The organism is Amycolatopsis silviterrae (assembly GCF_042684085.1).
GTDB classification, from domain to species: domain Bacteria; phylum Actinomycetota; class Actinomycetes; order Mycobacteriales; family Pseudonocardiaceae; genus Amycolatopsis; species Amycolatopsis silviterrae.
Map to the genome: position 1 here is coordinate 262,842 of NZ_JBHUKS010000012.1, position 22,588 is coordinate 285,429.

A 22,588-nucleotide genomic window follows, 5' to 3' on the forward strand; every position below is an offset into this window, starting at 1 on the left:
GCCGCCCCCGGCGGGCGGGGCGGCCCGTCCGCCCGCAGCGCCGCCCGCGCCGGGCGGACCCGCTTCGCCGCCGCAGGGCGGCCGCCGTCCGGGCGGGATCGACCCGGACGAGCAGGACAACAACCCCTGGTGACCCTCGGTGCGCCCCGGCTTTCCGGCCGGGGCGCACTGTCGTGTGCGGACGGTCCGATGTGGACTCAGTGGACTCAGTGGACCGGTTTGCGGTCGGCGAGGTAGCGCAGGTAGATCAGCGCCAGCACTGCCCCGTGGACCAGGACGACGCCCCACTCGGCCGGGTTGGCGTAGGCCGGGCCGCACGAGCCGGGCTGGTCCCGGCCCGGCACGCAGGCCGCGCCGGCTCCGAGGGCGGAAACTTGCCAGGACACGAGGAACACTCCCACGGCCAGCACCCCGAACGCCACCAGCACCTGCACCGACCGCCGCGACACCGCAGACCCCCCGCCAGAACACGAAGAAGATCGCCGCGGCCCGGGGCCCCGTTACCCGGTATGCCGGATCGTCAGAGCTGCGGCAGCGGAACCTCGGCCGCCAGGTCCTCCGGGGCGGAAAGCCGCCACGCCTCGTACACGAGTTCGGCCAGCTCGTCGGCCTCGATGCCGCTCAGCTGGACCACCACCCAGCCGAACCCGCCGGACGTGAACTGCTCCTCGAAGACGTCCGGGCGTTCCGCGACGAGCGCCTGCTGCTCCGCGATGGTCTGCTTGAGCCCGACCGTGTCGGTGCGCGGCCAGTGGTAGCCGAATCGCTTGCCGCGCACGCTGAACGACGTGTAGTCGCGGCCGCTGCCGCGTTCGACCTCGCGCAGCTTGCGGACGATCCGTTCGAAATCCTTGCTCGGCACCGGTCCTGGCCCCCTCCATCGTGGACCCGGCCATCTTACGGCGGCGGATCCGGCGGGTTCGCCTTACGGTGGTGCGCGGAGGTGCCCGAATGCCCGAACCCGCCCGCGGCATGCCGCCCGCGATCGAGCCGATGCTGGCCTCGCCCGACGGCGGGACGCTGCGCGACGACCCGGCGTACGCCTACGAGTTCAAATGGGACGGTTACCGGGCGACGATGCGCGTCGCGCCGGACGGTGCCACGCTGCTGACCAGCCGTAACGACAACGACTTCACCGCACGGTTCCCGCAGCTGTCCGGCGCGCTCGGCGACGCGCTGGGCGGGCGCCCGGCGGTGCTCGACGGCGAGATCGTCGCACTCGACGAGCACGGCCGTCCCGACTTCGGGCTCCTCCAGAACCGCACCTGGCAGGCGGTCGCGTACTTCGCCTTCGACATCCTCAGCCTGGGCGGCGAAAGCCTGCTGGACGCGCCGTACGAGGAACGCCGCGAGATCCTCGCCGGGATCGAACCGCCGGACCGTCAGCTGGTCGCGATCACGCCCTGGTACCGCCACCGCGACCTCGCCGAGGACGGCATGACCCCGGCCGGACTGCTCGACGTGGCGCGGAAAATGATGCTCGAAGGCCTGATGGTGAAGGCCCGTGCGTCGCGGTACCACCCGGGACGGCGGAGTCCGGAATGGCTCAAGCACCCGCTGGTCCAGACGACCGAGGTGGTGCTCGGCGGCTGGCGTCCCGGCCAGGGCCGCCGGGAGGGCACGATCGGCGCGCTGCTGCTCGGCGCGCACGACCCGGATTCGGGGGAGCTGCGGTACCTGGGCGACGTCGGCACCGGCTTCACCGACGCGATGCTCCAGGACCTGCTGGCTCAGCTGGTTCCGTTGGAGCGCAAGACAAGCCCGTTCGCCGACGAGGTCCCGCGCGACCGGGCGCGCGGCGCGCACTGGCTGAAGCCGGAGGTGGTCGGCGAGGTCGTGTACCGCAGGCTGACCCCGGGGGACGGGCGGCTGCGGCACACCGCTTGGCGCGGGCTGCGTCCGGAACGGCGTCCGGACGAGGTCGAGGTTCCGGCCGCGCGCTGAAGGATCTCCTCAGCCGCTCTGCCGCAACCCGGTGATCAGCAGCGCGGCGAGACGGCGCGCGTCGTAGCTGTCGTCGGCTTCCGCGCCGATGCACAGGTTTCCGACGCCGCGCATCAGGTGGACCGCCTCCAGGTCCGTGTGGATTTCCCCGGCCTCGGCGGCGGCGCCGAGCAGTTCGGTGCACACCGGGACGAGCCGGTCGAGGAAGTACGTGTGCAGTGTTTCGAACCCGCTGTGGTCGGACTGCATGATTCCGGCCAGCCCGTGCTTCGTGACGAGGAAGTCGACGAACAGGTCGATCCACTGCGCGAGCGCGGCGTGCGGGGAAGCGTTGTCCGCCAGCAGTTTCGGGCCCGCGTCGGCGCACGCTTCGACCTGGTGCCGGTACACCGCGATGATCAGGTCGGCGCGAGTGGGGAAGTGCCGGTAGATCGTCCCCACGCCGACGCCCGCCGCGGTCGCGATGTCGCGCACCGGCGCGTCCACTCCGGACGCGACGAACACCGCCGACGCCGCGTCGAGCAGGGTTTTCTCGTTGCGCCGGGCGTCCGCCCGTTTCGCGCGGGCTCCCGCGTTCTCACCCACGTGCCGCTCCCTCCGCGTGCCGCCGGTAGACAAGCGGAACAGTGTTCCGTATAGTTACCGGAGCAACGTTCCGTTTGCTCATGATGCCAGATCGGGCCGCCGGCCACCACACCTCGCGCCCGACGGCGAAAGAAGGTACTCCTATGTCCGCAGCACAGCTCGCGGCTCCGGTCGTTTCCGTCAAACCGGTGCGGCTCGACGCGCCGGGACGCGGCGAGGACCTGCTGGTTCGCGTGTCCGCCCCGGCGACCGGCCGGGATCTTCCGGTGATCGTGTTCTCGCACGGGTTCGGCTCGTCGCTGTACGGGTACGGGCCGCTGGCCGACTATTGGGCGGCGCACGGATTCGTTGTCGTGCAACCGACTCACCTCGATTCGCGGAGCCGCGCGCTGCCCGCGGAAGACCCGCGCACGCCGGACCTCTGGCGGTTGCGGGCCGCGGATCTTCGGGCGGTGATCGATCACCTGGAGGTGGTCGAGGCGGCGGTGGGCGGGCGCGTCGATCCCGGGCGGATCGCCGTGGCCGGGCATTCTTGGGGCGCGCAGTCGGCGAGCATGCTGCTGGGGGCACGGGTGGCCGGATCCGACGAGAGCTGGTCCGATTCCCGGGTGAGCGCCGGGGTTTTGTTCGCGATCACCGGTACCGGCGGCACGGACCTGTCGCCGTTCGCCGCTGAGCATTTCCCGTTCATGAGCCCCGATTTCGACGAGATGAAGGCGCCCGCGCTGATTGTCGCGGGGGATCGGGACGACTCGATGCTGTCGGTGCGGGGGCCGGATTGGTTCACGGACGCGTACCGGCTCAGTCCGGGGGAGAAGAGCCTGCTGACGGTGTTCGGCGCGGAGCATTCGCTCGGGGGTATTCCGGGGTATGAGGCTCGGGAGACTACGGACGAGAACCCTGAGGCGGTCGCTTTGCAACAGCGGGTGAGCACGGCTTATCTCCGCAAGGTGCTTGTTCCCGGGGACGAGAGCTGGGCCGGGATCGAGGACGGTCCGGCCGGGCGGGTCGAGTCGCATGAGTGAGCCGCGATTCGGGATCATGACCGCGCCGATGCAGGTGGACTACGCCGCGCTGCGGCAGGTCTGGCTTGAGGCGGACGCGATCCCGGCGATCGAGCACGCCTGGCTGTTCGACCATCTCCTGCCGATCGCGGGCGAACCGGACGGGCCGATTTTCGAGGGCTGGACCCTGCTTTCCGCCCTCGCCGCGCAAACCGAGCGGCTGCGGCTCGGGCTTTTGGTGACCAGCAACCGGTTCCGCCCGCCCGCGGTGCTGGCGAAGATCGCCGCGACCGTCGACGTCGTGTCCGGCGGACGGCTCGACTTCGGCCTCGGCGTCGGCTCCCGGCCGGGGCACCCGCTGGCTCGCCGGGAATACGAAGCGCACGGTCTGCCGTACCTGGAAACCGCCGACGCGGTGGGCCGGTTCGCCGAGGCGTGCACGGTGATCCGCAAGCTGTGGACGGAGGACGAGCCGTTCGATTTCGCGGGCGAGCACGTCCAGCTCAGCGGCGCGTTCGGCAACCCGAAGCCAGTGCAGCGCCCGCATCCGCCGTTCGTGATCGGCGGCCGGGCCCGTGCGACGCTGCGCGTGGCCGCCGAGCACGCCGACGTCTGGAACATCCCCGGCGGGGACATCGCGGATGTCGTCGAACGCAGCGCGATGCTGGACGCATACTGCGCGGACATCGGCCGCGACCCGGCGGAGATCGCGCGTTCGATCCACCTGCCGGTGTCGTACGCCCAGCCCGCTCTGACCCGGGCGGCGATCGGGGAAGCGCTCGAAGCCGGGTTCGGCCACGTCGTGCTCGGGCTGCCCGCGCCGTACCCGGCCGGGGTCGCGCGGTGGGTCGCGGACGAGCTGATCGCCAAGGCGGGCTAGACGCGCTCAGCGGGCGGCCCGCTGGAGGCGGAGCTGGCCGATCTCCGCGACGTTCTTCATCAGTTCGGCGTTCGCCCAGGAGATCAGGTGCCCGATCGTGCGCCGGGGATCGCCGTCGGGCAGGAACGGGACGGCGGAGGCCAGATCGGCGTCGGTGAGCCGGTCCAGCGCGGCGAGCCAGTCCGCGCGCAGGCCGCGGAGCCAGGCGATGGCGGGCTCGCCGGGGCCCGGCCAGGAGACGGCGGTCCGCTCCCGCGGCGCCCGGCCGCGGACCTGGTCGAGGGCGGCGCTCCACCACCAGCCGAGGTGCCAGCTCAGCCAGGCGGCCGTGGGGACTGGAACGGGGTCGGGTTCGGTCTCGGCCCAGTCCGGTGTCCAGGTCCCGTTCTCGGCCTGGTGCATCGTCCAGTGCAGCGCGGCGGGCGCCCAGAGGAAGTCCTCGGGCGCCAGCCGCTCCAGGTGGTACTCGAACAGCGACCAGGTGAGGTCGAACTGCCAGCGCTGCAGTTCGAGGAAGGAATCGGGCACCGGGCGACCCTGGCACACCGAAGGGCGCGGCGGGAACCGGGTTTCCGCCGCGGAGGCCCGCCTTCCGATGGCCGACAATGCCAGGGAGTGGGCGCAGGTCCGTGAGGGGAACCCTGAGGGAATCAGATTCCCTCAGGGTTCCCCTCACGGACCTGCACGGCTCCCGCCGTCCGCGTCGGCCCCGGCGCAAACCAGTCCGGTCCGTCAGCGGCTTCGGCCCGGGCGGACACACCTCAGCCGCCGCAGAGCCGCCTTGAGTCCCCCGCCTTCCGGTGGTCGACCGGAGGGGAGCCGCCGTGCCAAGATGACGCGCCGGAACGAGAAGGGGGCTCGGCAGTGGTGCTTGAGCAGGATGTGAACGCGGCGGGGCGGGTCCGGCGGGTGGCGCTCGCCAGCGCGATCGGCACGACCATCGAGTGGTACGACTACTTCGCCTACAGCACGGCGACCGCGCTGGTGTTCAACAAGCTTTTCTTTCCCTCGCTGTCTCCGGCGTCGGGGACGCTCGCCGCGTTCGCGACGCTCGGAGTCGGGTTTGTCGCGCGGCCGCTGGGCGGGATCGTCTGGGGCCACTTCGGCGACCGGGTGGGGCGCAAGGCGATGCTGGTCGCCTCGCTGGTGCTGATGGGGCTCGCGACCGCGGGCGTCGGGGTGCTGCCGACCTTTGCCCAGGCGGGCGTGATCGCGCCCGTGCTGCTCGTCTTTCTCCGGGTCCTGCAAGGGATTTCGGCCGGCGGCGAGTGGGGCGGGGCGGCGCTGATGGCGGTCGAGCACGCTCCGGAGGGCAAGCGAGGGCGGTACGGGTCGTTCTCGCAGATCGGGGTGCCGGCCGGGCTGATCCTCGCGCAGCTCGTGTTTTTCGTGGTCAACAGTTCGCTGTCGCCGGACCAGTTCCGGTCGTGGGGCTGGCGGATTCCGTTCCTGGTCAGTCTCGTGCTGGTGGCGGTCGGGCTGGTGATCCGGTTGCGGGTCGAGGAAAGCCCGGTGTTCGCGAAGCTGCGCAGCACCGGCGCGCGCAGCAAGCTGCCGATCGTGGAAGTCCTGCGCGCGCGGCCGAAGCAGGTGCTCGCGGCGGCGGTCAGCTTCATCGCGAACACCGCGATGGGCTACATCTTCTTCGCCTACCTGCTGTCGTATGGCACGTCGGTGCTGAAGCTGTCCAGCACGACGATGCTGGTCGTGGTGATCGTCGGCAGCGTGGTGTGGCTGGCGAGCATCGTCACAGCGGCGATCTGGTCGGACTCCGTCGGGCGGAAGCCGGTCTATCTCGCGGGGTCCGTGCTGCTGGTGGTCTGGTCGATTCCGTTCTTCCTGCTCGTGGACACCGCGCAGCCGTGGTTGCTGATCGTCGCGGTGGTGGTGCTCAACGTCGGTCTCGGTGCGACGTACGGGCCGCAGTCGGCGTTGTTCTCGGAGCTGTTCGAGTCCCGGTTCCGGTACAGCGGATCGTCGTTCGCCTACGCGGTGGGCGCGGTGCTGGGCGGCGGGTTCGCGCCGTTGATCGCGACCGCGCTGCAGAGTTCGACGGGGACGTCGTTGTCCGTTTCGCTCTACATGGTGGGGGTCGGCGTGCTCAGTTTGCTTGCGGTGCTGGCGTTCCCGCGCAAGCCGCTGGTGCCGGTCACAGGAGAGTGAGCGGCACGGCGTCGGCCATTCGCTGGTAGCCGGCGTCGTTCGGGTGCAGGTGGTCGCCGGAGTCGTAGGCGGGCAGCATGGCCAGCGGGTCGGCGGGATCGCGGACGGCGGCGTCGAAATCGATGACGCCGTCGTAGATCCCGCTGGTCCGGATGAAGGTGTTCACCGACTGCCGGGTCTTTTCCAGCGTCGGGTCGTAGACCTTCCAGCCCTTGAACGGCGTCAGCGTGCCGCCGATGACCCGGATGCCCTGCGCCTTGGCCTGCGCGACGATCTGGCGCAGCGCGGAGGTGATCATCGCCGGGTCGGTCTGGTGCGGGTTCTGCTGGATGTCGTTGATGCCTTCGAGCACGATCAGCGTGCGGACGTCGCCGCTGGTCAGCACGTCGTCGGCGAGCCGGGCGAGTGCGTTGCGGCCCGCGGAGGCCCCGTCGAGCAGCAGCCGGTTGCCGCTGATTCCGGCGTTGAGCACGCCGAGCCGCCCGTGCAGCCGGTCGCTCAGGAGGTCCGGCCAGCGGTGGTTCGTGCCCGGCGTGGAGAGTGCGCCGTCGGTGATCGAATCGCCGAGGGTCACGACGGTGCCGCGCGCGGGGCCACGGACGTCGACCTCGCTGACGTAGTGCCACACGGCGGTTCGCTCGGTGAACGACGCGCCGGATTCCTCGGCCGCGAAATCGCCGGCGCGGGTGAAGAACGACGTCTGCTGGGCGAGCGGATGGTAGGTGACCGGGCCGGACGGCGTAGGCACGTAGGTGGTCACGAGCAGGTCGGCGTCGGCTGGAACGCGCAGCCACGCCGGGTCGCTCAGCACCTCGCCGCCCGGCGGGACGACCACTGCGGACTGGCCGCCGAACGTCAGCGTGCGCATGGTGCCGCCGGCCGCGCGCGGGCCGTCGGCAGCCACGGCGAGGGTCACGCGGCCGAGGGTCAGCGGCGCGGTGCCGAAAGTGTTGGAAAGCCTTACTCTGGCCTGGTTTCCGCCCGCGCTGGTGTGCACGACGTTGCGGATCGAGTAGTTCGGATATCCCTGCGGCGTGTTCGCCACCGCGGCCGCGGGCGACGCCGCCCACGTGCCGACCCAGCCGTGCGCGGCCAGATCGCCCTCGGCACTGCCGGACGCGGTGACCGCGCCCAGCGTCAGCACGGCAGCCGTGCCCAGAGTCAGGATCCGTCTCATGGAAACACTGTGCGCGCGTCCGTGCCGCCGGGCAGCGGCGGTCCCGGTCATCGGGTCGACAAAAAACCGGACAGGTTTTGCCGCCGGACGGGGGATGCGACGGTGGTGGACCGGCTGGAACAGGTTCACCATAGAGTGATGACAGAATCACAATGGGTATCGCTATCCGGAAGCCTGCGTCCCGCGCTCGCCGAGGCCGAGGTGCTCGGTCCTCTCGACGCGGACGCCACCGTCACCGCGACCGTCGTGCTGCGGCGGCGCGCCGATCTGGACGTGGCCGCGCTGAGCGAGCCGCTCGCCCCAGCGGATTTCGCCGAGCAATACGGGGCGGCCGCCGACGACCTTGACCTGGTGCGCACCGTCCTCACCGACGCCGGGCTCACCGTCACCGAGGAACATCCCGGGTCGCGCCGAGTGTCGGTCCGGGGCCCGGCCCGCGCGATGACGGCCGCGTTCCAGACCGAACTGAACCGGGTCCGCCACGGCGAGCACGGGGAATTCGCCGCGCGCACCGGGGAACTGGAACTGCCGTCCGCGCTCGGGGACGTGGTGGTCGCCGTGCTCGGCCTGGACGAGCGGCCGCAGGCGCGGGCCCAGTTCCGGCTGCACAAGGAAGCCGCCGCACAGGGGTATTCGCCGGACCAGGTCGGGCAGTTGTACGGATTCCCGGCCGACGCCGACGGCTCCGGGCAGACCGTCGCGGTGATCGAACTCGGCGGCGGTTACAAACCCGAGGACCTCAAGAAGTACTTCGCGGACTTGAAGATCACCGAACCGAAGGTGACCGCGGCCGGGGTCGACGGCGGCAAGAACGCGCCGACCGGCGACCCGAATTCGGCGGACGGCGAAGTGCTGCTGGACGTCGAGGTCATCGGCGCGCTCGCGCCAGGAGCGGCGCAGATCGTCTACTTCGCGCCGAACACCGACCAGGGTTTCCTGGACGCGGTGAGCACCGCGGTGCACGCGACGCCGACGCCGGTCGCGGTCAGCATCAGCTGGGGCCAGTCCGAGGACCAATGGACGCCGCAGGCCCGCTCCGCGATGGACCAGGCGTTCGCCGACGCGGCCGCGCTCGGCGTGACGGTGTGCTGCGCGTCCGGCGACAACGGCAGCACCGACGGCCAGAACGACGGGGCGCAGCACTGCGATTTCCCCGCGTCGAGCCCGCACGCACTCGCCTGCGGCGGCACCAAACTCGACGGCACCCCGCCGTCCACAGTGAACTCCGAGGTCGTCTGGAGCACCTCCGGCGGCGGGGCGACCGGCGGCGGCGTGAGCGACGCGTTCCCGGTGCCGGACTACCAGCAGGCCGCGGGCGTGCCCGCGCGGGCGGGCGACGGGAAGCCCGGCCGCGGCGTCCCGGACGTGGCGGGCAACGCGGATCCGGCGACCGGGTACCAGGTCCTGGTCGACGGGCAGCAGATCGTCGTCGGCGGCACGAGTGCGGTTTCGCCGTTGTGGTCGGCGTTGCTGGCCAGGCTGGCCCAGCTGGCGGGGCACGGATTCGGGCTGGTGCACAGCAAGCTGTACGCCGGGGTCGGCACCGGCAAGGCGCAGCCGGGGTTCCGCGACATCACCGAAGGCGGCAACGGCGCGTACTCGGCGGCGGCCGGATGGGACGCGTGCACCGGGCTCGGCGTGCCCGACGGTGCGGCGCTGCACGAGCTTCTCGGCGCTAAAGCGTCCTGAATGGACAGTCAGGGCGCGGTGCCGAATTCCTTCCGGATCCGCGGCAGGACCTCGGTGCCGAGCAGTTCGATGGCCTTCATGACCTTGCGATGCGGCACGCCGGACCAGTCCATCTGCAGTGCGTAGCGGTCCGCCCCGGTGAGTTTCCCGACGGTGATCAGCCGGTCGGCCACCTCGTCGGGGCTGCCGACGAACAGCGCGGCGGCGTCGCGCGTGTAGCCGTCGTACTCCGCGCGGGTCGGGATCTGCCAGCCGCGGGCCCGCGCGCCGTACTTCATGGTTTCGAGCCAGTACGGGTAGAAACTCTCCTTGGCGTCCTGCGAATTCTCCGCGACGAGGCCGATCGCGCTCATCGTGACGTGCAGGTCGCCGGGGGAGTGCTCGCCCGCTTCGCCCGCCCGGCGGTAGAGGTCCACGAGCGGCGCGAACCGCTCCGGCTCCCCGCCGATCACCGCGTACACCACGGGCAGGCCGAGCAATCCGGCGCGCACCGACGATTCCGGATGCCCGCCGGTGCCGACCGAAATCCGCAGCCGCCTGCCGTACGGGCGCGGGTAGACGTGCGCGTCGGTGAGCGGCGGGCGGAACCGGCCGGACCAGGTGATCGGGTCCTCGCGGTCGAGCCGCAGCAGCAGCGCGAGCTTCTCCTCGAACAGCGCGTCGTACTCGGCGAGATCGGCCCCGAACAGCGGGAACGATTCGGTGAACGAACCCCGTCCGGCCAGCAGTTCCGCGCGGCCGCGGCTGAGCTGGTCCAGCGTCGTGAACTGCTGGTACACCCGCACCGGGTCCTCGGTGGAGAGCACGGTGACCGCGCTGGACAGCGTGATCTGCTCGGTGACGCTCGCGGCGGCGGCCAGCACGGTCGCCGGGTTCGAGATGGCGAACTGCTCCAGGTGGTGTTCGCCGAGGCCGTAGAACCCGAGGCCGAGTTCGTCGGCGAGCCGGATCCGTTCGAGCGTTTCGGCCAGCCGCTGCGCGACCGGGACCTGTTCGCCGGTCACCGGGTCGGCCGGCCGGTCGCCGAAACTGTAGACGCCGAGTTCCATCGCCGCACCTCCTCGCTGCCCGTCGACGATACCGGTTGTTGACGCGTCATCGTCGGCAACCTTCCGGGCTGCTCGCCCGTAGAGAACGGTGGAGCGAAAGGCGGGGACGACGGATGCGCGGGAAGATCGTCGCGATAGTGCTGGCCGGGACGGCAGTGGCCGCGGCAGGGTGCGGGGCGCGAGCGGAACCGGAGGCACAGGCAGCCGGACGGCCGCTGGCACCGTCGCCGGAACTGCCGGTGCCGCCGGTGACGCGCACCCCGCCGCCGAGCCCGCTGTGCACGGTGGACACCGGCGCGTGCGCGAGTCTTTCGCTGCGGCGGGCGTGGCTGATGGAGAACGGCGTGGCGGTGCGCTCGGTCCCGATGGAACCGGGCGCCGCTGGCCAGCCGACCCCGGTCGGGATGTTCCGGGTGGTGTGGAAGGACCGCGAGCACCGCAGCAGCGAGTACGGCGACGACATGCCGAACTCGGTCTTCTTCGCCGCGGGCGGCATCGCGTTCCACGCGGGGCCGCTCGACCGTCCTTCGCACGGCTGCATCCACCTCACCGAGGAGGATTCGGCGCTGTTCTTCGACCGGCTGCCGGTGGGGGCCAAGGTGGAGGTCCGCGGCTGACGCCCGGTCCGCCGCGGACCCGCGGGTCAGCCCGGCTGGCCGATGTTGACCATCCAGGAGATGCCGAACCGGTCGGTGCAGGCGCCGAATTCGTCGCCCCACATCTGCTTTTCGAGCGGAACCGTGACGGATCCGCCGTCGGACAGCTTTTCCCAGCAGTGGCGCAGCAGATCGCCGTCGTCGCCGCTGAGGCTGACCGAGATGTTCGTGCCCGGGTGGTGCTCCATGCCGGGCGGCACGTCCGACGCCATGAGGGTGAAGCCGTTGTCGCCCTCCAGCAGCGCGTGCATGATGTTGCCCGCGTTGCCGGCCTCCGCGGGCGCGCCGGAATCGCCGTAGGTGTTCAGCGCGAGGTCGCCGCCGAACACGCTGTGGTAGTACTCCATCGCCTCGCGCGCGTTGCCCGCGAAGCTGATGTAGGGGTTGAGTTTCGAGGCCATCGGGCCCTCCTCAGCTGATGGACGGGCTCGCATCGTCGCAGATCGGCCGGGGTGCGACAACGGGATCAGGCCCGGTCGGGCGACCCCCGGTCGCGGCGTCCTCAGGAATCGCCGGTGAGCTTGTCGCGGAGCTGTTCGAGCGTCTGGGAAAGCAGCCGCGACACGTGCATCTGGGAGATCCCGACCTGCTCGGCGATCTGCGTCTGGGTGAGGCCGCCGAAGAACCGCATCACGAGGATCGCGCGTTCCCGTTTGGGCAGTTCGCGCAGCAGCGGCTGCAGGGCCTCGTGGTTTTCGATGTGCTCGATCTCCGGGTCGTCGCTGCCGAGCGTGTCGGCGAGCAGGAGCGGCTCGGCGTCGTCGTGCACCGGCTTGTCCACCGACAGCGTCTGGTACGCGTGGCCCGCGACGAGCCCCTCGTGCACCTCGGAGAGTTCGAGGCCGAGGTGCTCGGCGAGTTCGGTGGGCGTCGGCGCGCGGCCGAGCGTCTGCGACAGCGTGCTCGAACCGCGGCTGAGCGCGAGGTGCAGTTCCTTGAGCCGGCGCGGGACGCGGACCGACCAGCCGGTGTCGCGGAAGTACCGGCGGATCTCGCCCATGATCGTCGGGACCGCGAAGGACAGGAAGTCCGGGCCGCGGTCGGGGGTGAACCGGTCGATCGCGTTGATCAGCCCGATCCGGGCGACCTGGACCAGGTCCTCGCGGGGTTCGCCGCGCCCGGTGAACCGGGTCGCGATGTGCTCGGCGACCGGCAGGAATTCGGTGACGAGCTGCTCGCGCAGCCGCGGCCGCCGCCCGTCCCCCTCGGGCAGGGCGGCCAGCTCCTCGAACAACGGCGCGGTGTGCGCGTACTCGTCCCGGTGGCGGATGACCGGCTGCTGGTTCACCCGCTCGCCTCCCGGTGCAGGTCGAGGTCGAGCGTGAGCGCGTACCCGTCGTCCGCCGGGTCCGGCACGCAGCGCGCCGACACGTTCGCGGCCAGCGTGGTGAGCACGTGCCAGCCGAAGCTGCGCTCGCTCGGCGGCTGCGCGTGCGGGGTGCGGGTCTGGACGCCGAACCGGATCCCGTCCGGCGAGACGGTGAACCGGCAGGTCATCGCCGCGCCGGGGGCGGCCGTCGACACCACCTGCGCGCAGGCCTCGTCGACGGCCATCTTGGCGTCGGCGATCGCGTCGAGCCCGTAGTCGGCCCGCGCCGCGACGGCTTGCGCGAGCATGCGGACAAGCGGGATCTGGTACGTCTCAGCCGGCAGCCGCAGCTCGATCACCTCGTCGAGCAGCCGGTCCACGGCTGGCATGCCGCCGCTGGCGCGGCCGCCGGGTCCCTCGTCGTTCATGGATGCCGCATACCCAGGCGAGCCGCGATCGACACGTGCGGCGGCTCACGGTTCGCCGGACCGGCGGGTCCCCGCGGGTGAATCCGGCGTGAGGCGCGCGGCGATTTCGCGTGACAAACCGCCGGAGGTTGGGTAGTCAGCAGGGGAGAACCTTTTCGGAAGCGGGGTGACCCCCATGGTGCAGGTGCGGGTGCAGGGACTGGCCGTGGTGGCGCAGGAGTCGGCGCCGGTCGTGCTGCTGCGCGAGGAATCCGGTTCGCGCCGGTGGCTCGCCATCACCATCGGCGCGCCGGAAGCGCAGGAACTGGCCGCCGCGCAGGAGCATGTGGTGTCGGCGAGGCCGGGGACGGTCGAGCTGATCATCGAGGTGCTGGCGGCGCTGGGCAAGCAGGTGGAGCGGATCGAGATCACCCAGCTGCTGGACAGCATTTTCCACGCCGACCTCGTGCTGTCCGGCGGCCTGCGGGTGTCGGCCCGCCCGAGCGACGCGATCGCGATCGGCCTGCGGACGCACGCCCCGCTGGAGGTGGCCGAGGCGGTCCTGGACGAGGCGGCGGTCGACGTGACGGTGGCGGCGGGCGACGAATCGTCCCTCGGGTCCGCGCTCGACGCGGCGGGCGATCTGGAGGAGCCGGCCGAGGCCGCCGAAGACGAGATCCGCCGGTTCCGGGACCTGCTCGACGACGTGAGCCCCGAGGACTTCCGCGATCCGGACGCCTGAGCGTCGGTATTCGCGTTGTCCTCAGTGGACGGTCAGGGCTGCTCGGCGGGACGGGGCAGCGGAATCTCGGTGAGCCCCTCGGCGGCGCCGGGCCGCGCGCAGGACAGCGGGAAGAGCGAGAGCAGCCGCCGAACCGTAGGCGCGGTACCGGGATCGACGTAGAAGTCCGTGTCCGCCCCGGCGGCCAGCAGGCTCAGCCGGATAAGGGCGCGCAGCCCGGCGACGCCGAGGAAGGTCGTCTGCCGCAGATCGACGATCACGAGGCTGACCGTGCTGCGCAGCCTGGACTCGACAACCTCGGCCATCCGCGGCGCGGTGGCCAAGTCGACCTCCCCGGCGACCTCCACGACGGCTGTCCCCGGCGCGGGATGGCTGACGCGCAGGCGAAGCATCCCCGTCGGGTCGGGCCACGGCGGAGCGGGCAATCGGGCACTGTGCGCGGTGATCATCACGGCACTCTCTCTGAGCCGCGCACCAGACTGCGGCGAAATGCCGGACCGGCCGGGCACCGGTCATCCCGGCGCGCGGGACGGATCACGGTGGCTGGAGGCTCAACCACCCTCCACGGTAGCCCTCCCGCGCCGCGCAGGGAAGCCGCCGATGGGGGAGTGGTCTGGTTTGTGGGTCTGGTTCCGTTGGTGAGGAAGGGCGAGCAGTGGCCTGGCTGCGGGCGGTGCGGGGGATGATCGGCGGGCCGTTGCTGCGGGCAGGGGGTGCTGCCGGACGGGCTGCGTGGTCCGGTGCGGTGGCGGGAATTGGCTGCCGGGTGGCGCGGTCCGGTGAGGTAGCAGGGAATTGGCAGGCAGGTGACGGGTCCCGGTGCGGCGGCGGGGAATTGGCGGCTGGTCAGGATGTCGTTGGGCGGCAAGGTGTTTCGGCGGATGGCGGCTGCTGGCAGCGGGAATGCTCGTCGCGCGGTGGCAGGCTGCCTGATGAGGCTGGGCGGCTGAGATCGCGTTCGGCGGGTGCTGGCATCAGTTCCGGGCACCTGTCACCTGCCCGGCTCCCGGCCCGGATTCCGCTGTCGCGGAACGATGTCTTCCGTCCATCAGCCCCCGATCCGCGGCGGACCGGCGTCCACGATGGTCAGTGAGAGGTCCAGTGGGTCGAAGTGGATGAGCGATTCCATCCACCACGTCATCCCGGCTTCGGCGAGGGCGGCGAGCGCGGCAGGGTCCACCGCGTCCGGGTCCTCCCACGCGGGGCTGGCGTTGCCGGTCACCGCGACGTCGTACGGGCGGTCCGGCGGGCGGACCCGGGCGACCAGGCTGGCCAACGCCTCGGGCGACGGCGGGCGCGGGCCGGTGTTCGGGAAGATGCCGTCGCTTCCCGCTGCCCGCTGCAGGACCCGCTCGTGTTCGGTTGTGCTGGCCGTCCACACGGGAATCGGGTACGGCGTGGGTTCGGCGGCGTCCAGGGTCACTTGGTAGTGCGGGCCCTCGTGCCGCACGGCCTTCCCGGCCCACATCGAGCGGACGATCTCCAGTGCCTCGTCGGTGCGGGACGACAAGACGGCAGGGGAGGACGGATCAGCGAAGCGGCTGAAGTCGCCGGTTTCGTCGGAGCCGATGCCGGTGCCGAGGATCAGCCTGCCGCGCGACAGGCGGGCGACGGTGGCGGCTTGGCGGGCCAGGACCCACGGGCGGCGACGGCTCGGCGGGGTGACCATCGGGCCTAACCGCACCCGGTCGGTGGCTTGGGCGATGGCGGCAAGGGTGGTCCAGGTGTCGGCGATGGGCGGCATCGCGGGCACGACGTGGTCCCACAGGAACACGCCGTCCCATCCGGCGGCTTCGGCGCGGACTGCCAGGTCGACTAGGTCTGCTGGGTCACCGAAAGGGCCGAAGGGCGGCAGGTAGAGGCCGTAGCGCACGTGGTCGGTCATGGAGATCCCCCTCTGGATCGGTGCGAAAGAACCGTATCGGGAGGGACCGACAAAAAACGGAGATCTTCTCCCGCCCTCCGCCGTTCGGACGTTGCCGGGTAACCGGACCCTAGGTTACGGTGACCTATATGTGGATCGACGTGCTCCTGCTCGCGAAGCTCGCCGAGCGGCCGTGGCACGGATACGAGCTGCGCAAGCAGGTCGAGGAATCCAGCGGGCGGGCGCTGTCGAACAATTCGCTGTACCCGGCGTTGCGGAGGTTCGCGGAGGCGGGCGCGGTCACCCGGACCGCCGAGCCGCAGGAGGGGCGTCCGCCGCGGCATGTCTACACGATCACCGACGTCGGGCGGGAGCTGCTGCACGATCTGCTCGCCGATCTGCCGCCGGAGCTGGCCGGGGATCCGGCCGAGTTCCTGGCGCGGCTGGCCGGGTTCGGCAGGCTCGCCCCGGAGGAACGGCTGCGCGTGCTGGACGCGCGCCAGGCGGCCGTCTCGGCGCAGCGGGACCGGCTGGCGAAGCTCGGCGCGGGGCAGACCGACCCGTGGAGCCGCCTCGTGCTGGCCGAGGTCCAGCGCCGCGCCGAGAACGAACAGGACTGGCTCGCGTCGTTGCGCACGCGGGCGGGCTGACCCGAGGAGGACCCCGATGCCGACCACCGCCCAGCTGCCGTTCGCCCGGCCGAACGTGCTGGACATCGCGCCGCTGTACCAGGTGCTGCGCCGCGAAGGCCCGATCGTCCCGGTGACGACCCCGGCAGGCGACCCCGCCTGGCTCGTCACCGCCTACGAACAAGCGCGGGAAGTGTTCGCCGACAACCGGTTCGGCCGGTCGCACCCGCATCCCGAGGAAGCCTCGGCGGTCTCCGACGCCGCGGTGCTGAACGGCCCGCAGGGCGATTTCGAGACCGAGCAGGAGGAGCACGCCCGGCTGCGCCGCTTGCTGGTCCCGGCGTTCTCGGCGAACCGGATGCGCAGGCTCGGCGGCCGGATCCAGGAACTCGCCGACCGGTGCCTCGACGGGATGGAAGCCGCGGGCTCGCCGGCGAACCTGCACGAGCATCTGTCGTTTCCCTTGCCGGTGCTGGTGATCTGCGAACTCCTCGGCGTCCCGTACGGCGACCGAGAGAAGTTCCGCGACCTGTCCGACCGGATCGGCGTGCTCGACAGCGGCGGCGACGCCGAGGTCGCGATGACCGAGTTCACCGCCTACATGTCCGGCCTCGCGGACGCGAAACGCGCGAACCCGGGCCAGGACGTGGTGTCGGACCTGGTCGCGGCGCAGGCCGACGACCCGGCGTTCACCGACGACGACCTCGGCCGGCTCGCCGCCGGATTGCTGTTCGCCGGCCACGAGACCACGTCGAACCGGATCGACCTCGGCGTGCTGTTCCTGCTCACCGACCTCGCCCGCCGCGACGCGCTGGCCGCCGATCCCGAAGCGCGCGTGCACGCCACCGTCGAGGAGATCCTGCGGATGTCCGCGCCGGGCGGGCTCGGGCTGCTCCGGTACGCGCACGAGGACGTGGAGATCGGCGGAGTCCGCATCCCGCGCGGCGACGCGGTGATGATCTCGACCGCCTCGGCCAATCGCGACCCGTCGGTGTTCGCGGAGGCGGACGAGTTCGACCCGGACCGGAAACCCAACTCCCACATCGCTTTCGGCTACGGCGGGTACTTCTGCATCGGGGCCAGCCTGGCGCGCACGGAACTGCGCGTGGTGTTCACGACGTTGTTCCGCCGCTTCCCCAACCTTCGGCTGGCGGTGCCCGCCGACGAGCTGGAGGTGCGGGCGAACCGGTTGACCGGCGGGGTTTCGCAGGTGCCGGTGGTGTGGTGAGGGTCGTGAGTGGCGATCCCGGTTCTAACCGGGATCGCCACTCACGAGGACACGATGGTGGCGGTCCCGGTGTTGACGAACGGATGGGTGGCGCTCACGGTGATCGTGCCGGGAGTGCCGCGCATCGACCGGATCCACACCGCGGCCGCGCCGCCGAGCGCGCCGAAATCCAGGTAGGGGTCGCCGATCAGCACGCCAGGGCCGTTCACCGCGACGGCCAGCACCCCGCGGCCGCGCGGACGCGGAGCGCCGTACCGGTCGAGCGAGCGCAGCGCGACCCGCGTGGTGTCCGAACCGTCGGCGGCGATCTGGCTGTCGTCGGCGGTCACCGCGATCGTGTCGTACGCCGGATCCGCGCTGAATCGCCTGCGCAGCACGGTTTGCCCGCCGACCCGGCCTTCGATGGCCAGTTCGGGGCGCGACCGGCCGTCCACCCGCAAATCGAGCGCGAACGGCGGGTACGCCAGGTGCGGGAACCGCGCGCGATCGGGCCGCACGGTGATCGGGCGCTTGCCCGCGACGGTCACCACCAGCACCTCGCAGTTCGACCAGACGATCGCGTCGCGGCCCGGTCCGCCCGGCGGCGAGCCCGGGCCGAAGTCCCAGTAGAAAGCGGGTTCGATCACCGCGCCGCGCGACGGATCGCGCTGGGCGCGGTAGAAGCCCGCGCCCAGTTTGGGGATGCGGAAGAAATCCAGCACGCCGGGGTATTTCACGCCGCGGTAATTGTGGTACCAGCCGGACGGATAGTCGAAACCGCACCAGCCGATCAGCCCGCAGTAGCGCGGATCCGACGCGGCGCGGTCGTGCACCCAGGCGTGCAGCATGCCCTGTTCCCGTTGCACCGCGGGCGAATCCGTCCGCCGGAAGTACGGCGAGCCGACCAGGGTGCCGATCGCTTCGCTGACCAGGTAAGGAACTCCGCGCCGCGGCGGGCGCAGCGGGGGAGGCGAACCCGGCGGACGCGGGCGGCTGTAGTCGTTGAACGAGAACACTCCGCCGCCCGCTTTCACCGGGTACAGCGGCGAAACGTAGCCGCGTTCGCCCGCGACGGCGCCGGTGCACGGCCGCGTCGGGTCGAGTTCCGCGGCGAGCTGGTCGGTCCGTCCGTACAGCGCGTACTGGCCGAGCGTTTCGTTCACCCGGGTGCCCCACACGATGATCGACGGATGGTTGCGGTCGCGCACGATCATGTCGTGCACGTCGCGCACCGCCAGCTCCTGCCACGCGGTGTCGCCGACGTGGTCCCAGCCGGGCAGTTCTTCCCACACCAGGATGCCGAGTTCGTCGCAGGCGTCGAGAAACGCGGTGGCTTGCGGGTAATGCGAACAGCGCACCATCGTGCAGTTCAGCTCGTCTTTCAGCAACTGTGCGTCACGGCGCTGCACCCGCTCCGGCATCGCGCCGCCGACGAACGGGTACCACTGATGCCGGTTGAGCCCGAACAGCTTGAGCGGCTTCCCGTTCAGCCGGAAACCGTCCACAGTGAACTGTGCGTCGCGCAGCCCGGTGCGCACCGGATAAGTGTGCACTTTCCGGCCGTCGACCGAGAGCGTGACGAGGACGTCGCACAACGCCGGATCGTCCAGCTCCCACAGTTTCACCGCCGCCAAATCTTGCAACGAAACAGAGACCTCGGTGGTTCCCTTGGGCAGCCCGGTGAGGTCGGTGTAGGACGACGCGATCTCGGCGCCGTCCTGGCTGAGCGCGGCGGTGAGCCGGACCGGGCCCTTCACCGCCTTCGCCGAGTCCACCGTGCAGTGCAGCAGCAATTGGCGGTTCGGCGTCAGTACGGCGACCTGCTGGGCGTACACATCGGACAGATAGGTCTGCGGCACGCCGGTGAGCCGGACTTCACGGTACAGCCCGGCCGGCTGGTAGAAGTCGATCGCCGTGGGATTCGGGAATTCCGGCAGGTCCGGCGGGGTGTTCTGCTGCCAGCGGCCGTCGACGACTACCGCGAGCACGTTGTCCTTCGGCGTCAGCAGACCGGTGACCTCGCAGCGCAGCGGCAGGTAACCGCCGCTGCGCGCGGAGACGAGGCGGCCGTTGAGGTACACGGTCGCGGCGCTGAGCACGCCGTCGAACTGCAGGAACGCCCGGTTGCGGCGCAGCTGCCCGGCGGCGAGGAAATGCTGCCGGTACACCCAGACGTGCTGCCAGTCCGAGGGATCCCAGTCCTGCCAGGACAGCGGGACGACGCAGTGCGGCACCGAAACGAGCGTCATCCCGCTGTCGTCGAAGTCCGGTTCGGTGCTGCCCGCCGTGTACGGACCGAAAAGCCAGTCCGCGCCGAACCCGTCCCGCGCCGCCGGGGGCGCGGGACGGGAAAGCGCGGCCGCGAGCGCGCCCGAACCGGCGAGCACCGCACCGGCCCCCAGCAGGAATCCTCGCCGGGGGTGCGCGGCGAGCCAGGGGACTCGCGCGGAAGGCCCGCCCGTCATCCCCGGGCGGTTCGCTGAGGTGCCCGCATGGCGCGAGCTTACGTCCGGCGCTGTTCAGGCGAGGTCAGCTGTTCAGACGAGGTCGGCGAGGCGGTCGACCTGGCCGGGATCGCCGCCGTAGCAGTACAGCATCACCTCGTCCGCGCCGAGATCGCGGTACGCGCGGAGCGCCGCCCGGATGTCGTCGGCCGTGGTGAGCATTCCGCTCACCATCTGCTCCGCCATTCCGGTGAATTCGTAGTACGCGCCCATGGCCGCTTTCGCTTCGTCCACCAGGGAATCCGGGCCGAGTGCGACGTTGACCTGCGCGACGAGCCGCGGCTCGCCCTCTCGGCCGTGCTCCTGCCAGTCGTGGCGCACGGTGTCGAACAGACCGCCCGCCCACGACGGCGGGGCGGCGGCGAGCAGCCCGTCGCCCCAGCGGGCGACGCGGGCCAGCGCCTTGGGTTTGAACGCGCCGATCAGGATTTCCGGGCCGCCTTCGCGGGCCGGGGCCGGGCCGATCGGACCCGCTTCGGCGCTGTGCGGCTTGCCGGACCACAACGAGCGCAGGTCGGCGAGCTGCTGGTCGAAGCGGCGGCCGCGGTCGCGCAGCGGGGTGCCTGCGGCGTGGTGGTCGTCCTCGCGGCCGCCGACGCCGAGGCCGAGCACGAACCGGCCGCCGCTCATCGCGTCGAGCGTGGCGGCCTGTTTGGCGAGCAGCGCGGTCTCGCGCAGGGGAGCGAGCAGGACCTCGGTCTGCAGCCGGACGCGGGTGGTCGCGCCGGCCAGCACGGCGAGCGCGGTGAGCGGTTCGGGATTGTGGTAGACGAGCCGGTCGAGCAGCCCGAGCGTGCTGAACGGGCCGGCGTCCGCGCGCCGCGCCCATTCGAGCAGGGCGGCGGGGTTGCTGATGGGCAGGCCAATGCCGATGGACATCGGGAGAACCTCCGGTAAAACGGGTCGACAACAACGTGGGTTGCCGCCCGCTCCTGGACCTGGGGATCTTCAGGCTGGCCGGTCCGCTCTGCGGCGTGCTTCCAGGGACCGTTCCGTCGGAGTGCCGCCAGCCTATCGGGCCGCCGCCGCGTCGGGCAACGAGGTTTCCAGCACGGCCAGCAGTTCGGTGAGCGCGGGGCCGAGCGGCAGGTCGGCGCGGACGGACGCGTGCTCGTCGCCGCGCGTCTGGCCGCGGTTGACGATCACGACGGGCTTTCCGGATTTCGCGGCGCGCCGGACGAACCGCAACCCGGACATGACTGTGAGCGAAGAACCCAGCACCAGCACCGCGGACGCCTCGTCGACCAGCCGATAGCAGCGTTCGACGCGGGCGCGCGGTACGTTCTCGCCGAAGAACACCACATCGGGTTTCAGCACGCCGCCGCAGCTTGTGCAGGGCACCGTGCGAAAGGTGCGGACGACGTCCTCGGCCAGCTCGACGTCGCCGTCCGGGTTGATCCGCGTCGCCGTGCCGCCGAACTCCGGATTGGCCGCGCGAAGCCGGGCGTCGAGATCTTCGCGGGCGGTGGTGCGGCGGCAGCCGAGACAGACGACGCGGTCGAGATTGCCGTGCAGTTCGACCACGCCGGGGGTGCCGGCCGCGCGGTGCAGGCCGTCGACGTTCTGCGTGATGACGCCGGAAAGCCAGCCGCCTGCCCGCAGCGCGGAGACGGCCCGGTGCCCGTCGTTCGGCGCGGCCCGCGCGATGGTGCGCCAGCCGAGGTGGCTGCGCGCCCAGTACCGCTGGCGGCCCGCCTCGCTGGCGACGAATTCGCCGTACGTCATGGGCGTATGCCTGCGGAGACTGCCGGTCTTGCCGCGGTAGTCGGGAATGCCGGATTCGGTGGAGAGGCCCGCGCCGCTCAGCACGAGCACCCGCCGCGCGGAGACGACCTCGGCCACGTCGGCGACCGTGCCCGAGCGGGGCAAAGGTTCGCCAGGTCCGGCCCAGGTCAGCGTCGGTCGCGTGCGCACGCCGCCAGTCTAATCGCCACCCGGTCGGGGATCGGGCGATTGGACTGCCGTCCGGCTGGGTACCAAAGGCACCATGTGGTTCGCGCTGGCTACGCCCGTGGTCGTGATGGTCGCCGCCGTGCTGATGGAATCCGTGGAGCGATATTGCGTCCGGACTCCGAGCGGGGCGGTCCGGCGGCCGGTCGAACGGGCGGCGCTGCGGGAAGCGTCGATGCCGGTCGTAGCCGTCGGGGCGGCTCGGCTCAGGCAGCGGACCGCCTGAGCGCCTGCGGGCCGGAGGGGCCGGTGTTCTTGGGAGGAACACCGACCCTCCAGCCGGTGGGCGAGGGCCCGCACTTTCCCGTCGGGGTGGAAAGTGCGGGCCTCTTCTCTTTGGCGGGCAGTCCGGCGAAGTGGAACTCGTGGCTCGTTCCGCGGCTTGCTTCGTCAGGACCGGCGAAATCTGCCCGTAGCTCTGGCCGAGGTGAATCCCGGGCACCACACAGAAAAGATCACCCGCAGTCGGTTCGCCCCGTTGATCTTCCTCGAAAGCACGGACACGTACGCTGCGCGCGTGAACATCGAAATGCTGTGGCTGATCGTCGCGCTGCTGGTCGTGGGGATCGCGATGAGCGCGGGCTGGGGTTCGGGCGCCCGGTCGATCGAGCGCAGGCTGACCCGGCTGGAGCGGAAGCTGGATCTCGTGCTCGACCACCTCGGCGTCCAGGAGCCGGCGGGCGATCTCGTCGCGGAGCTGGAACCGTTGCTGCGCCAGGACAAGAAGATCGCCGCGATCAAACGCTACCGGGAGGTCACCGGGGCCAGCTTGGCGGAGGCCAAGGACGCGGTGGACCGGATGGGCCAGGGCATCCGGTAGCCGCCGCCG

At 71.3% G+C, this 22,588-nt stretch carries 25 protein-coding genes; 11 read left to right on the plus strand and 14 right to left on the minus strand.

What is annotated here, in order from left to right; all coding sequences use genetic code 11:
- Positions 1-206: 206 nt before the first annotated feature.
- Complete coding sequence (locus ACFSVL_RS18690; RefSeq protein WP_378305783.1) at positions 207-449, minus strand: hypothetical protein; 243 nt, start codon at positions 447-449, stop codon at positions 207-209.
- Positions 450-520: 71 nt separating this feature from the next.
- On the minus strand, positions 521-862 hold the full coding sequence (locus ACFSVL_RS18695) for an MmcQ/YjbR family DNA-binding protein (protein WP_378305785.1): 342 nt from the start codon (positions 860-862) through the stop codon (positions 521-523).
- Between the two features lie 89 nt (positions 863-951).
- On the opposite strand from ACFSVL_RS18695, the gene ligD reads away from it, so the two are divergent.
- Positions 952-1,944 (plus strand): non-homologous end-joining DNA ligase, encoded by a 993-nt coding sequence (ligD, locus tag ACFSVL_RS18700; protein ID WP_378305787.1) that lies wholly within the window; start codon positions 952-954, stop codon positions 1,942-1,944.
- Positions 1,945-1,953: 9 nt separating this feature from the next.
- On the opposite strand, the gene ACFSVL_RS18705 is transcribed toward ligD, so the two are convergent.
- Positions 1,954-2,529 carry a TetR/AcrR family transcriptional regulator gene (locus ACFSVL_RS18705; protein WP_378305789.1) on the minus strand — a complete coding sequence of 192 codons (576 nt, stop codon included), beginning with the start codon at positions 2,527-2,529 and terminating at the stop codon, positions 1,954-1,956.
- A 143-nt stretch (positions 2,530-2,672) separates the two neighbouring features.
- Between ACFSVL_RS18705 and ACFSVL_RS18710 the strand changes: the two genes are divergently transcribed.
- Together ACFSVL_RS18710 and ACFSVL_RS18715 are read left to right on the plus strand one after the other, a co-directional pair.
- Positions 2,673-3,554, plus strand: a complete 882-nt coding sequence (locus ACFSVL_RS18710; protein WP_378305790.1) for an alpha/beta hydrolase family protein — start codon at positions 2,673-2,675, stop codon at positions 3,552-3,554.
- Entirely contained in the window at positions 3,547-4,413 is an 867-nt protein-coding gene (locus tag ACFSVL_RS18715; RefSeq protein ID WP_378305792.1) for an LLM class flavin-dependent oxidoreductase, read from the plus strand. The genes ACFSVL_RS18710 and ACFSVL_RS18715 overlap by 8 nt, the downstream gene beginning before the upstream one ends.
- A gap of 6 nt (positions 4,414-4,419) precedes the next feature.
- Here the strand turns inward: ACFSVL_RS18715 and ACFSVL_RS18720 are convergent, their stop codons facing one another.
- Entirely contained in the window at positions 4,420-4,941 is a 522-nt protein-coding gene (locus ACFSVL_RS18720) for a DinB family protein (RefSeq protein ID WP_378305794.1), read from the minus strand.
- Between the two features lie 336 nt (positions 4,942-5,277).
- On the opposite strand from ACFSVL_RS18720, the gene ACFSVL_RS18725 reads away from it, so the two are divergent.
- Positions 5,278-6,576, plus strand: coding sequence for an MFS transporter (locus ACFSVL_RS18725; RefSeq protein ID WP_378305796.1), 1,299 nt, complete (start codon positions 5,278-5,280; stop codon positions 6,574-6,576).
- Here the strand turns inward: ACFSVL_RS18725 and ACFSVL_RS18730 are convergent.
- Positions 6,563-7,753 (minus strand): SGNH/GDSL hydrolase family protein, encoded by a 1,191-nt coding sequence (locus ACFSVL_RS18730; protein ID WP_378305798.1) that lies wholly within the window; start codon positions 7,751-7,753, stop codon positions 6,563-6,565. The two genes, ACFSVL_RS18725 and ACFSVL_RS18730, sit on opposite strands and share 14 nt — an antisense overlap.
- Before the next feature lie 138 nt (positions 7,754-7,891).
- Here ACFSVL_RS18730 and ACFSVL_RS18735 point away from each other — a divergent pair, with 138 nt between their 5' ends.
- Positions 7,892-9,442, plus strand: coding sequence for a S53 family peptidase (locus ACFSVL_RS18735; protein ID WP_378305800.1), 1,551 nt, complete (start codon positions 7,892-7,894; stop codon positions 9,440-9,442).
- A gap of 8 nt (positions 9,443-9,450) precedes the next feature.
- Here ACFSVL_RS18735 and ACFSVL_RS18740 read toward each other — a convergent pair whose 3' ends face one another.
- A complete protein-coding gene (locus tag ACFSVL_RS18740; RefSeq protein WP_378305802.1) occupies positions 9,451-10,491 on the minus strand; it encodes an LLM class flavin-dependent oxidoreductase in 1,041 nt (346 codons plus the stop codon).
- A gap of 113 nt (positions 10,492-10,604) precedes the next feature.
- Between ACFSVL_RS18740 and ACFSVL_RS18745 the strand changes: the two genes are divergently transcribed.
- Positions 10,605-11,108: a L,D-transpeptidase gene (locus ACFSVL_RS18745; RefSeq protein ID WP_378305804.1), complete on the plus strand. Its 504-nt coding sequence runs from the start codon at positions 10,605-10,607 to the stop codon at positions 11,106-11,108.
- Between the two features lie 26 nt (positions 11,109-11,134).
- On the opposite strand, the gene ACFSVL_RS18750 is transcribed toward ACFSVL_RS18745, so the two are convergent.
- The 3 genes from ACFSVL_RS18750 to ACFSVL_RS18760 form a co-directional block, all read right to left on the minus strand.
- Positions 11,135-11,548, minus strand: coding sequence for a VOC family protein (locus ACFSVL_RS18750; RefSeq protein WP_378305806.1), 414 nt, complete (start codon positions 11,546-11,548; stop codon positions 11,135-11,137).
- 101 nt (positions 11,549-11,649) lie between these two features.
- Positions 11,650-12,435 carry a SigB/SigF/SigG family RNA polymerase sigma factor gene (locus tag ACFSVL_RS18755; RefSeq protein ID WP_378305808.1) on the minus strand — a complete coding sequence of 262 codons (786 nt, stop codon included), beginning with the start codon at positions 12,433-12,435 and terminating at the stop codon, positions 11,650-11,652.
- Entirely contained in the window at positions 12,432-12,884 is a 453-nt protein-coding gene (locus ACFSVL_RS18760) for an ATP-binding protein (RefSeq protein ID WP_378305809.1), read from the minus strand. The genes ACFSVL_RS18755 and ACFSVL_RS18760 overlap by 4 nt, the downstream gene beginning before the upstream one ends.
- Before the next feature lie 175 nt (positions 12,885-13,059).
- Here ACFSVL_RS18760 and ACFSVL_RS18765 point away from each other — a divergent pair, with 175 nt between their 5' ends.
- Positions 13,060-13,605, plus strand: a complete 546-nt coding sequence (locus ACFSVL_RS18765) for a bifunctional nuclease family protein (RefSeq protein ID WP_378305811.1) — start codon at positions 13,060-13,062, stop codon at positions 13,603-13,605.
- A gap of 32 nt (positions 13,606-13,637) precedes the next feature.
- Here the strand turns inward: ACFSVL_RS18765 and ACFSVL_RS18770 are convergent, their stop codons facing one another.
- Positions 13,638-14,054: an STAS domain-containing protein gene (locus ACFSVL_RS18770; protein ID WP_378305813.1), complete on the minus strand. Its 417-nt coding sequence runs from the start codon at positions 14,052-14,054 to the stop codon at positions 13,638-13,640.
- A 599-nt stretch (positions 14,055-14,653) separates the two neighbouring features.
- Positions 14,654-15,490, minus strand: coding sequence for an LLM class flavin-dependent oxidoreductase (locus ACFSVL_RS18775; protein ID WP_378305815.1), 837 nt, complete (start codon positions 15,488-15,490; stop codon positions 14,654-14,656).
- A gap of 128 nt (positions 15,491-15,618) precedes the next feature.
- On the opposite strand from ACFSVL_RS18775, the gene ACFSVL_RS18780 reads away from it, so the two are divergent.
- Together ACFSVL_RS18780 and ACFSVL_RS18785 are read left to right on the plus strand one after the other, a co-directional pair.
- Positions 15,619-16,119 carry a PadR family transcriptional regulator gene (locus tag ACFSVL_RS18780; protein ID WP_378305817.1) on the plus strand — a complete coding sequence of 167 codons (501 nt, stop codon included), beginning with the start codon at positions 15,619-15,621 and terminating at the stop codon, positions 16,117-16,119.
- A gap of 16 nt (positions 16,120-16,135) precedes the next feature.
- On the plus strand, positions 16,136-17,326 hold the full coding sequence (locus ACFSVL_RS18785; protein ID WP_378305819.1) for a cytochrome P450: 1,191 nt from the start codon (positions 16,136-16,138) through the stop codon (positions 17,324-17,326).
- Positions 17,327-17,367: 41 nt separating this feature from the next.
- Here ACFSVL_RS18785 and ACFSVL_RS18790 read toward each other — a convergent pair whose 3' ends face one another.
- The 3 genes from ACFSVL_RS18790 to ACFSVL_RS18800 form a co-directional block, all read right to left on the minus strand.
- Entirely contained in the window at positions 17,368-19,770 is a 2,403-nt protein-coding gene (locus ACFSVL_RS18790; RefSeq protein ID WP_378305821.1) for a glycoside hydrolase family 2 protein, read from the minus strand.
- Between the two features lie 72 nt (positions 19,771-19,842).
- Positions 19,843-20,688: an LLM class flavin-dependent oxidoreductase gene (locus ACFSVL_RS18795; RefSeq protein ID WP_378305823.1), complete on the minus strand. Its 846-nt coding sequence runs from the start codon at positions 20,686-20,688 to the stop codon at positions 19,843-19,845.
- Positions 20,689-20,820: 132 nt separating this feature from the next.
- Positions 20,821-21,723, minus strand: coding sequence for an NAD-dependent protein deacetylase (locus ACFSVL_RS18800; RefSeq protein ID WP_378305825.1), 903 nt, complete (start codon positions 21,721-21,723; stop codon positions 20,821-20,823).
- Between the two features lie 73 nt (positions 21,724-21,796).
- Between ACFSVL_RS18800 and ACFSVL_RS18805 the strand changes: the two genes are divergently transcribed.
- Together ACFSVL_RS18805 and ACFSVL_RS18810 are read left to right on the plus strand one after the other, a co-directional pair.
- The gene (locus ACFSVL_RS18805) at positions 21,797-21,985 is read left to right on the plus strand and encodes a hypothetical protein (RefSeq protein WP_182888851.1); all 189 of its coding nucleotides are present in this window, start codon (positions 21,797-21,799) and stop codon (positions 21,983-21,985) included.
- Positions 21,986-22,276: 291 nt separating this feature from the next.
- Entirely contained in the window at positions 22,277-22,579 is a 303-nt protein-coding gene (locus ACFSVL_RS18810; protein ID WP_378305827.1) for a ribosomal protein L7/L12, read from the plus strand.
- Positions 22,580-22,588 lie beyond the last annotated feature (9 nt).

Bases quoted from the DNA above. Each gene is read 5' to 3' on its own strand.
- ligD (WP_378305787.1), top strand. From the start codon at position 952: ATGCCCGAACCCGCCCGCGGCATGCCGCCCGCGATCGAGCCGATGCTG.
- ACFSVL_RS18710 (WP_378305790.1), top strand. From the start codon at position 2,673: ATGTCCGCAGCACAGCTCGCGGCTCCGGTCGTTTCCGTCAAACCGGTG.
- ACFSVL_RS18715 (WP_378305792.1), top strand. From the start codon at position 3,547: ATGAGTGAGCCGCGATTCGGGATCATGACCGCGCCGATGCAGGTGGAC.
- ACFSVL_RS18730 (WP_378305798.1), bottom strand. From the start codon at position 7,753: ATGAGACGGATCCTGACTCTGGGCACGGCTGCCGTGCTGACGCTGGGC.
- ACFSVL_RS18735 (WP_378305800.1), top strand. From the start codon at position 7,892: ATGACAGAATCACAATGGGTATCGCTATCCGGAAGCCTGCGTCCCGCG.
- ACFSVL_RS18740 (WP_378305802.1), bottom strand. From the start codon at position 10,491: ATGGAACTCGGCGTCTACAGTTTCGGCGACCGGCCGGCCGACCCGGTG.
- ACFSVL_RS18745 (WP_378305804.1), top strand. From the start codon at position 10,605: ATGCGCGGGAAGATCGTCGCGATAGTGCTGGCCGGGACGGCAGTGGCC.
- ACFSVL_RS18750 (WP_378305806.1), bottom strand. From the start codon at position 11,548: ATGGCCTCGAAACTCAACCCCTACATCAGCTTCGCGGGCAACGCGCGC.
- ACFSVL_RS18760 (WP_378305809.1), bottom strand. From the start codon at position 12,884: ATGAACGACGAGGGACCCGGCGGCCGCGCCAGCGGCGGCATGCCAGCC.
- ACFSVL_RS18765 (WP_378305811.1), top strand. From the start codon at position 13,060: ATGGTGCAGGTGCGGGTGCAGGGACTGGCCGTGGTGGCGCAGGAGTCG.
- ACFSVL_RS18770 (WP_378305813.1), bottom strand. From the start codon at position 14,054: ATGATCACCGCGCACAGTGCCCGATTGCCCGCTCCGCCGTGGCCCGAC.
- ACFSVL_RS18775 (WP_378305815.1), bottom strand. From the start codon at position 15,490: ATGACCGACCACGTGCGCTACGGCCTCTACCTGCCGCCCTTCGGCCCT.
- ACFSVL_RS18780 (WP_378305817.1), top strand. From the start codon at position 15,619: ATGTGGATCGACGTGCTCCTGCTCGCGAAGCTCGCCGAGCGGCCGTGG.
- ACFSVL_RS18785 (WP_378305819.1), top strand. From the start codon at position 16,136: ATGCCGACCACCGCCCAGCTGCCGTTCGCCCGGCCGAACGTGCTGGAC.
- ACFSVL_RS18790 (WP_378305821.1), bottom strand. From the start codon at position 19,770: ATGACGGGCGGGCCTTCCGCGCGAGTCCCCTGGCTCGCCGCGCACCCC.
- ACFSVL_RS18795 (WP_378305823.1), bottom strand. From the start codon at position 20,688: ATGTCCATCGGCATTGGCCTGCCCATCAGCAACCCCGCCGCCCTGCTC.
- ACFSVL_RS18805 (WP_182888851.1), top strand. From the start codon at position 21,797: ATGTGGTTCGCGCTGGCTACGCCCGTGGTCGTGATGGTCGCCGCCGTG.